Raw genomic sequence first — 8,102 nt, forward strand, 5'->3', positions numbered from 1 at the left:
GGTAAATATTTATTGGAACTTACTAATAAACTAGGCTGTACATATAAGGATTCATTGAATATTATAATAAATGAAATCCCAGTATTTGATTTAGGTGCGGACCAAACTCATTGTTTGAAATCAGGTGAAACGATTGAATTAATAGCTCCTCTAGACGATTGCACATATTTATGGAATACAGGAGAAAGTACAAAATCAATATCTATTTCCAAGTCAGGTAAATATTTATTAGAACTTACTAATAAACTAGGCTGTACTTATAAGGATTCATTGAATATTATAATAAATGAAATCCCAGTATTTGATTTAGGTGCAGATCAAACACATTGTTTGAAATCAGGTGAAACGATTGAATTAGTAGCTCCTCTAGATGATTGTATTTATTTATGGAATACAGGCGAAAGCACAAAATCAATATCTGTTTCCAAATCAGGCAAATATTTACTAGAATTGACCAATAAACTAGGCTGTACATATAAGGATTCTGTGAATATTATAATAAATGAAGTCCCAGTATTTGATTTAGGCGCAGACCAAACTCATTGTTTAAAATCAAGTGAAACAGTTGAATTAATAGCTCCTTTAGACGATTGTACATATCAGTGGAATACCGGAGAAAGTTCAAAATCAATATCTATTTCCAAGTCAAGTAAATATTTACTGGAACTGACCAATAAATTTGGCTGTACTTATAAAGATTCGGTTAATATTATAATAAATGAAATTCCAGTATTTGATTTGGGTGCGGATAGATTAGAATGTGTTAAGTCAGGTGAAGGTTTAGAATTGAAAACTAGTATTAAAGATGTTAATTATTTATGGAGTACAGGAGATTTAACTAGTAGTATTTATATAAGAAAATCAGGTTTGTATAAACTAAAGGTTTCAAACTCAAAACTCTGTTCGTATGAAGATTCAGTAAATATTGAATTGAATTATAAACCTGTTTTTGATTTAGGTAAAGATATAGAATTATGTTATGGAAGCAAAAGAATACTAAGTTCTGGATTAATAGGTATGAATTATAGTTGGAATACTGGTTCAACTCAAGCTGAGATAAAAGTAGATAAAACAGGAGAATATATCTTGGATGTGAATGATGGAGTATGTTCATATATTGACACGATTAAAGTAAAGGTTTTACCTAAAAATGAAGTAAAAATCGTGAATGAAAAAAATAATTTCTGTGTAGGAGATTCTAGTTTGATTGGAATCAATAAAAAGGACTATTGTAGTTATTACTGGTACTATGAAGACAAAATTATAAATAGAAGAAATGTAGAAGATTTTTATGTTAAGGCATCAGGTGAGTATAAAATAGTACAGAAAGATCATCATAATTGTGTATCTATCGATAGTATTGAATTAGTTATATATCCAAAACCAGTAGTTGATTTAGGACCAGATATCAATTTATGTAAAGGTGAGGAGTTGAAATTAAAAGCTCCATTAGTTTACGATACCGAGTGGGTGCCAGGAGGGAAGCCTAAGGATTTGAGTATTTTAAGTTCTGGTCGTTACAGACTGTATGCAACTAATGAAAATGGCTGTACAGGTTTTGATGAAATAGATATAAGAATAAAGACAGATCCAGATGTTGATTTAGGACATGATACTATTATAGGTGCAGGAACTAATGTTATACTAGATGCTGGAGTTGGATACGTCGAATATGAGTGGAGTGATAATTCAACAGAGCAGACCCTAACTGTAAGCAGGGATGGTGAATATTCAGTAAATGTAATGGATGTTTATGGCTGTAGGGGAGATGGAAATATTAAGGTTTCCGTAAATCCTTATCCGGAAATTCATTTAGGTTCAGATGTGAGAATATGTAAAGGTAGTGCTTTGGTATTAGATGCAGGTAAGTGGAATCGATATCAGTGGAATAATGGTAGTAAGGAGAGAGCCATTAAAGTTGCAAAAGAAGGAGTTTATTCTGTGAAAGTTTGGGATGATTATGGAATAAGTACAAAAGATAGTATAGAATTAAGCTATTTTGAATCAGATCATAATATTTTCTCCAAGGATACAATCATACTAAAAGGAGAAGATTCTTATGAAATCAATATTGAGGATATATTTATTGATTATGAGTGGAATGATGGGTCAAAAAATGACAGATTGGTTGTGAGGAAGTCTGGTATTTACTCCGTTAAAGTGACAGATATTAATGGATGTATTTCTCAATCAAGTACTTTTGTGGATTTTAGAAGCGCTGATTATTTAGCTCCAAATGTGTTTTGCCCTAACAAATCAGGTAATAATGAAGCGTTTTATTTAGTATTTGATGGTAAAGTTAAAGATTTTGAACTTTATATTTATTCTAGATGGGGTGAGTTAGTTTATAGTTTAAAAATGGATGAGGTTGACTCCAATTACTTGAAAAACAAGGGTTGGTCAGGTATTTATAATAGTATTGATTCAGGTATAGGAATTTATTTATGGTTGTTATTTTATGATGGAAAAGAACAAGCATCGGGAACTGTTACATTAATTAGATAAATAATCGCTTTTTTTTATAACCAAATTGTCAAAAATTACGTTAAATATCATATAATCTAATTCAGTATAGATTATAGTCTTGATATTGTTGAGTCTAAATTGTTTTTAGATTATAAGAATAAAAGAAAAGATATATAGTAGTAAAAGCTAAGTGTATAAGGATGAGAAAAATAATCATATGTTTATTCTTTAGTATGTTTGTGGTTGAGTTGTATGCTCAAGATGTAGAATTTTCTCAATTCTATGCCAATAAATTATATATGAATCCCGCATTTGCAGGGTCTATATATGACTCAAGATTGGCATTGAATTATAGAAACCAGTGGCCTGAAGTTAGGTCAGCTTATGAAACATATGCAGTATCATATGATTTTTATTCGTATTTGTTGTCAGGAGGATTGGGGGTGTCTGTTTTGCAAGATTCACAAGGTGGTGGAATACTAAAGACAACCAGCATGAGTGGAATATATTGTCACACTTTTAATTTCAGAAAAGGTTTGATGGTTAAGGGAGCTCTTCAAATGGGATTTACAGAAAGACATTTAGATTGGACTAGTTTTGTATATCCTGATCAAATAGATGATTTTCACCTTACGGGAATTCCTAGTCAATTTACTAACGAAACAGTGCCAGATAATAATAAGAATGGATTTTTCGATTTATCATCTGGTGTATTGATTGGCTATAAGGAGATGTTTCTAGGTTTTGCAGCTCACCATCTTTTAGAACCTGACGAGACATTCAAGGATGAAAGTGATTATTCGAAGTTACCTAGGAAATATACAATTCATTTTGGTATGGAGATACCTTTGTCGATAAGAGGACTTCATCGAGAAGTTTACAGACTTTCTCCCAATGTTGTTATGAGACATCAAGGCAGTAATAAGCAAATCAACTATGGTTTGTACGCCATATATAATAAACTTATACTAGGAATGTGGTATAGAGATAATTTTGAATTAGAATATGATGCTGTTATTCTTCAAATTGGATATAAATATCAAAATTGGCAGCTTTCATATAGTTATGATAAAACAATATCAAAATTAGTACATACTAATGCTGGAGCCCATGAGATTTCTGTTAATCTTAAGATAAATAATCATTACCATAAGAAATATAAGTGTATAGAAAGATATTACCGAAAAAAACATAGGGTTGGTCGTATCTCTTGTCCAGCTTTTTAGAAAAGAGGTATTAAATTATGGGTGATTTAGATATAAGCATTTAAGCAAAAGTATATAAATTTGTTTAAGTGCTTGTTTTATATGTGTTTATATTTGGTTGTAATCTTGCGAAGAATAAAATAGAATAGTATAAACTCAATAAATATAAATTTTTCAAATTAAGCTTTCAAACTCTATACTTTTTTTATAATATTACATCCGAAAATAATTTTTGATTTATTAAAAGCTTTTATATGACTAAACTTTTAGTATTCAGGGTTAAATATAATTTAAACTTACTAATGTGAGGTCTATTTGAATTTTTGCTTATTCCATAAAATGGAAAAATAAGTCTTAATTTTAAAAATATCTCGAAATAAAAAATTAGATAGAATAGAGTTTAGAATTCTTATTCAAATTTATAATACTGGAAAATATTGTGTAACCTGCAATACCTTATGGATTGGATATTATAATTTGAAAATCATTTTTACTCGTGTATTATGGTAGTTTTATTATTTTGAGTTGAAATATTTGCAGGCCAATTTTTTTATTAATTTTTGACCTATAGTATATGATATTCGCATCTTTAGAAGAAAGACCGGTTACAACTATTGGATCGGATACTAGATGTCCGTGAAAAATAAAAACCTTCCTAAATCTTATTAGGGGTATCCAAACTTTTTTGCTGGTTTGGAGTATTGTTTTTGGATATATATAAAATCTAAGAATAAATATTTACCCATTGATAACCTTATAACATAAAAATCAGATAAACAAATAAGTTGAAAATAGTCAATAAGAAATAAAGCTTATTTGTTTAATTAATTATGTAAAATTATGAGTAAAATACATTATATCAGTCCAGAAAGACTAACTTTTGATATTATTGAAGAAATTATTGAGAACGATTATAAGTTAGCTTTAAGTGAAGAATCGAAAGCTTTAATTTTAAAATCTAAAGAATATTTAGATAATAAAATAGCAGCATCAGAAAAACCTATATATGGAATAACAACTGGATTTGGATCATTATGTAAGATTTCTATTCCAGAAGAAGATCTTAGTCAATTGCAAGCTAATCTTGTGATGTCTCATGCTTGTAGTGTAGGTAATATTGTTCCTGAGAAAGTTATTAAGTTAATGCTTATGCTTAAAGCTCATGCATTGTCTTTAGGAAAATCAGGTGTTCAATTATGTACAGTTGAAAGAATTATAGAGATGTACAATGAGAATATTCTTCCTGTTGTTCGAGATCTTGGTTCGTTAGGAGCATCTGGAGACTTAGCACCATTGGCAAACTTATTTTTACCACTTATTGGAGAAGGAGAAGCTATCTATAATGGAGAAATTGTCGATTCAAAAAAAATACTAGAAGAAAAAAATTGGGAACCAATTAAATTGGGAGCAAAAGAAGGTTTAGCCTTATTGAATGGAACCCAGTTTATGAGTTCTCATGCAGTTTATACACTTCTAAAAGCATTTAAGCTTGTGAAATATGCAGATATAATAGGTGCTATTTCATTAGAAGGATATGATGGAAGAATAGATCCATTTTTATCACCAATTCACGAAGCAAGACCACATGCTGGACAGATTGAAACGGCAAGAAATATAAGATCATTACTTGAAGGAAGTGAATTTATTTCAAATGAAAAGAAGCATGTTCAAGATCCATATTCTTTCCGTTGTATGCCACAGGTTCATGGTGCAAGTAAAGATGCAATAAATTATGTAGCTTCAGTTGTAGAAACTGAAATCAACTCAGTAACAGATAATCCAACTATTTTTGTTGAAGAAGATATGATTATCTCAGGAGGAAACTTCCATGGTCAACCACTAGCCTTGGTATTAGACTTCTTGAGTATTGCAATGGCTGAATTAGGAAGTATTTCAGAAAGAAGAACATATAGATTAATTTCAGGAGATAGAGATTTACCAGAATTTTTGATTACCAATTCAGGATTAAATTCTGGATTTATGATACCACAATACGCAGCAGCAGCAATTGTTAGTCAAAACAAACAATTATGTTCACCTTGCTCCGTAGACTCTATCCCTTCATCTAACGAACAAGAAGATCATGTAAGTATGGGAGGTAATGCCGCAACTAAATCAGTTAGAGTAGCTGATAATGTTGAGCGTGTATTAGCAATCGAACTTATGAATGCAGCTCAAGCAGTAGATTTACGTCGCCCTGGAAAATCATCATCATTTATTGAAGAATTCCTAGGTCAATTTAGAGAGACTGTTAGCTTTAACGAATTCGACCGTGTTATGTATAAAGACATTGATGCGGCTGTTGAATTCTTGAAGCAAGGAGAGTTTGTTAAAAACTAATCGCATAGCAAAACTATATTAACCAAAATTAGCTCCACTTAATTGTGGAGCTTTTTTTGTGATAATTAATTTGTAAATCATAATATTAATAGAATCTGTTAGTCAAATATTATAATTTCATTTTTAATATTCTTGCTGAAGTATTACATTTACCAATTGTAGATAAATTCTGTTTTTTGAGTTTCTATCTTGAAAAAGTTCACCATAAATTAAATATAAAAAAGTGATTAAAACCAAAGTAATAGCAAATATACTAGGTAAACTCCTAGTAGGAGAGAGTTTCTTCCTTATAATTTCATTAGTTGTATCCTTGCTTTATGGGGAGGAGGATATCAAAGCTTTTTTATATACATCTATTATTTGCCTTTCAGCTGGTAGCTTAAGTTATTTATATGGTAAATCACAAGAAAAAAAATTGGGTAAACGTGAAGGCTATATTATTGTGAGTCTTGTTTGGGTGGTGTTTTCATTATTTGGGGCTTTGCCATATGTGTTTAGTGGTTATATACCTAGTTTTACAAATGCCTTTTTTGAAACCATTTCAGGTTTTACAACCACAGGCTCATCCATACTTAATAATATTGAGGACTTACCTCACGGTTTGTTATTCTGGAGATCGCTTACTCAATGGCTTGGAGGTATGGGTATAATCGTATTGTTCTTAGCAATACTTCCAACTTTGGGAATAGGGGGTAGAGAGCTTTTCGTTGCAGAAGTACCAGGACCTTCCCCAGATAAATTGACTCCTAGAATTAAAGAAACTGCAAGAAATTTATGGGGCTTATATCTATTATTCACAATTGCTGAAACCATTTTATTATGGATAGGAGGTATGAATTTCTTTGATGCTCTCAATCATTCTTTGACAACCATGGCGACAGGTGGGTATTCTACAAAACAAGCAAGTATTGGTCATTATTCATCTCCATATATACAATATGTGATTATTATTTTTATGATAATCGCTGGAACTAATTTTACAATCTCGTACGCAGCTATAACTGGAAAAGCAAAGAAGATATTCAGAGATGAGGAATTTAAATTTTATCTTATTATTATTGTTGGATTTAGTATAGTGATAGCTTTAAGTCTTTATATGGGAGGTCAGTCGCTTGAGCCCGCTATTCGAGATTCTCTGTTCACTGTCGTTTCTATCATTACTACCACTGGTTATGCTACAGCCGACTATCTACTTTGGGCTCCAATATTGGGTATGATGATATTTGTTTTGTTTTTTGTAGGAGGTTCTGGAGGCTCTACAGGAGGAGGAGTAAAAGTTGTTAGAATTTTAATATTGTTGAAGAATTCTTATTATGAACTAAAACGTTTAGTGCATCCGAAAGCAGTAATTCCTATAAGGTATAATAGTGCTGCTGTAAATCAAAAAACAGTCACAAATATTCTTGCTTTTTTTATTTTGTATATCATGATATTTATGTTCTCGTCAGTGGTTATGAGTTTTTGGACTGATGATGTATATACAGCTTTGAGTGCTACAGCAACAACCCTAGGGAATATTGGTCCTGGTTTTGGTGAAGTTGGACCTATGAATAATTTTGCTAGTATGCCAGATGCTGCCAAATGGTTTTTAAGTTTTTTGATGTTGGTTGGACGTCTTGAGATTTTTACTGTTTTGGTTCTGTTTACAGGTAGTTTTTGGAAACATTAAATTTAGGTGAACTTTTTTTGAGCATTATTGTGGTTTTTTAAATTATCATAATTGTATCCTAATCACCAACCACAAACGCGTACATTTGAAATACATTTAAAATTAGTGTGTTTAATGAGGTGTTTTATGTATTAGGCTTGTTTGATTATCATAATTATTGGAGTTCATTCAATAGAGCCATGTAATGTTTAGTCTGTATGTAAAGTTAGATTGATGGCTGTAAATATATATTGTTAATGAAGACTTCTTGTTTTCATAATTTAGTGTGAGTAAGGTTTGATAATTAGTGTTTTACTCAATATTTAGATTTGTTTTTTTATTATCATAAGTATATTCCAATCACCAACCACAAACGCGTACATTTGAAATACTTTTAAAATTAGTGTGTTTAATGAGGTGTTTTATGTATTAGGCTTGTTTGA

The 8,102-nt window shown here is 30.7% G+C and carries 4 protein-coding genes; all 4 read left to right on the plus strand.

Features of this window, described 5'->3' with window-relative positions:
• Window positions 1-2,505 (plus strand): gliding motility-associated C-terminal domain-containing protein (locus tag N4A55_RS09475; protein WP_293755472.1); only part of this gene is annotated, 2,505 nt, incomplete at its 5' end.
• 161 nt (window positions 2,506-2,666) lie between these two features.
• The gene (locus N4A55_RS09480) at window positions 2,667-3,692 is read left to right on the plus strand and encodes a PorP/SprF family type IX secretion system membrane protein (protein ID WP_293755474.1); all 1,026 of its coding nucleotides are present in this window, start codon (window positions 2,667-2,669) and stop codon (window positions 3,690-3,692) included.
• 819 nt (window positions 3,693-4,511) lie between these two features.
• On the plus strand, window positions 4,512-6,011 hold the full coding sequence (hutH, locus tag N4A55_RS09485; RefSeq protein ID WP_293755476.1) for a histidine ammonia-lyase: 1,500 nt from the start codon (window positions 4,512-4,514) through the stop codon (window positions 6,009-6,011).
• A gap of 223 nt (window positions 6,012-6,234) precedes the next feature.
• Window positions 6,235-7,680 carry a TrkH family potassium uptake protein gene (locus N4A55_RS09490; RefSeq protein ID WP_293755478.1) on the plus strand — a complete coding sequence of 482 codons (1,446 nt, stop codon included), beginning with the start codon at window positions 6,235-6,237 and terminating at the stop codon, window positions 7,678-7,680.
• The last annotated feature ends 422 nt before the right edge of the window (window positions 7,681-8,102 follow it).

Source organism: Vallitalea sp., assembly GCF_025211055.1.
GTDB lineage: Bacteria > Bacillota > Clostridia > Lachnospirales > Vallitaleaceae > Vallitalea.

Bases quoted from the DNA above. Each gene is read 5' to 3' on its own strand.
- N4A55_RS09480 (WP_293755474.1), top strand. From the start codon at position 2,667: ATGAGAAAAATAATCATATGTTTATTCTTTAGTATGTTTGTGGTTGAG.
- hutH (WP_293755476.1), top strand. From the start codon at position 4,512: ATGAGTAAAATACATTATATCAGTCCAGAAAGACTAACTTTTGATATT.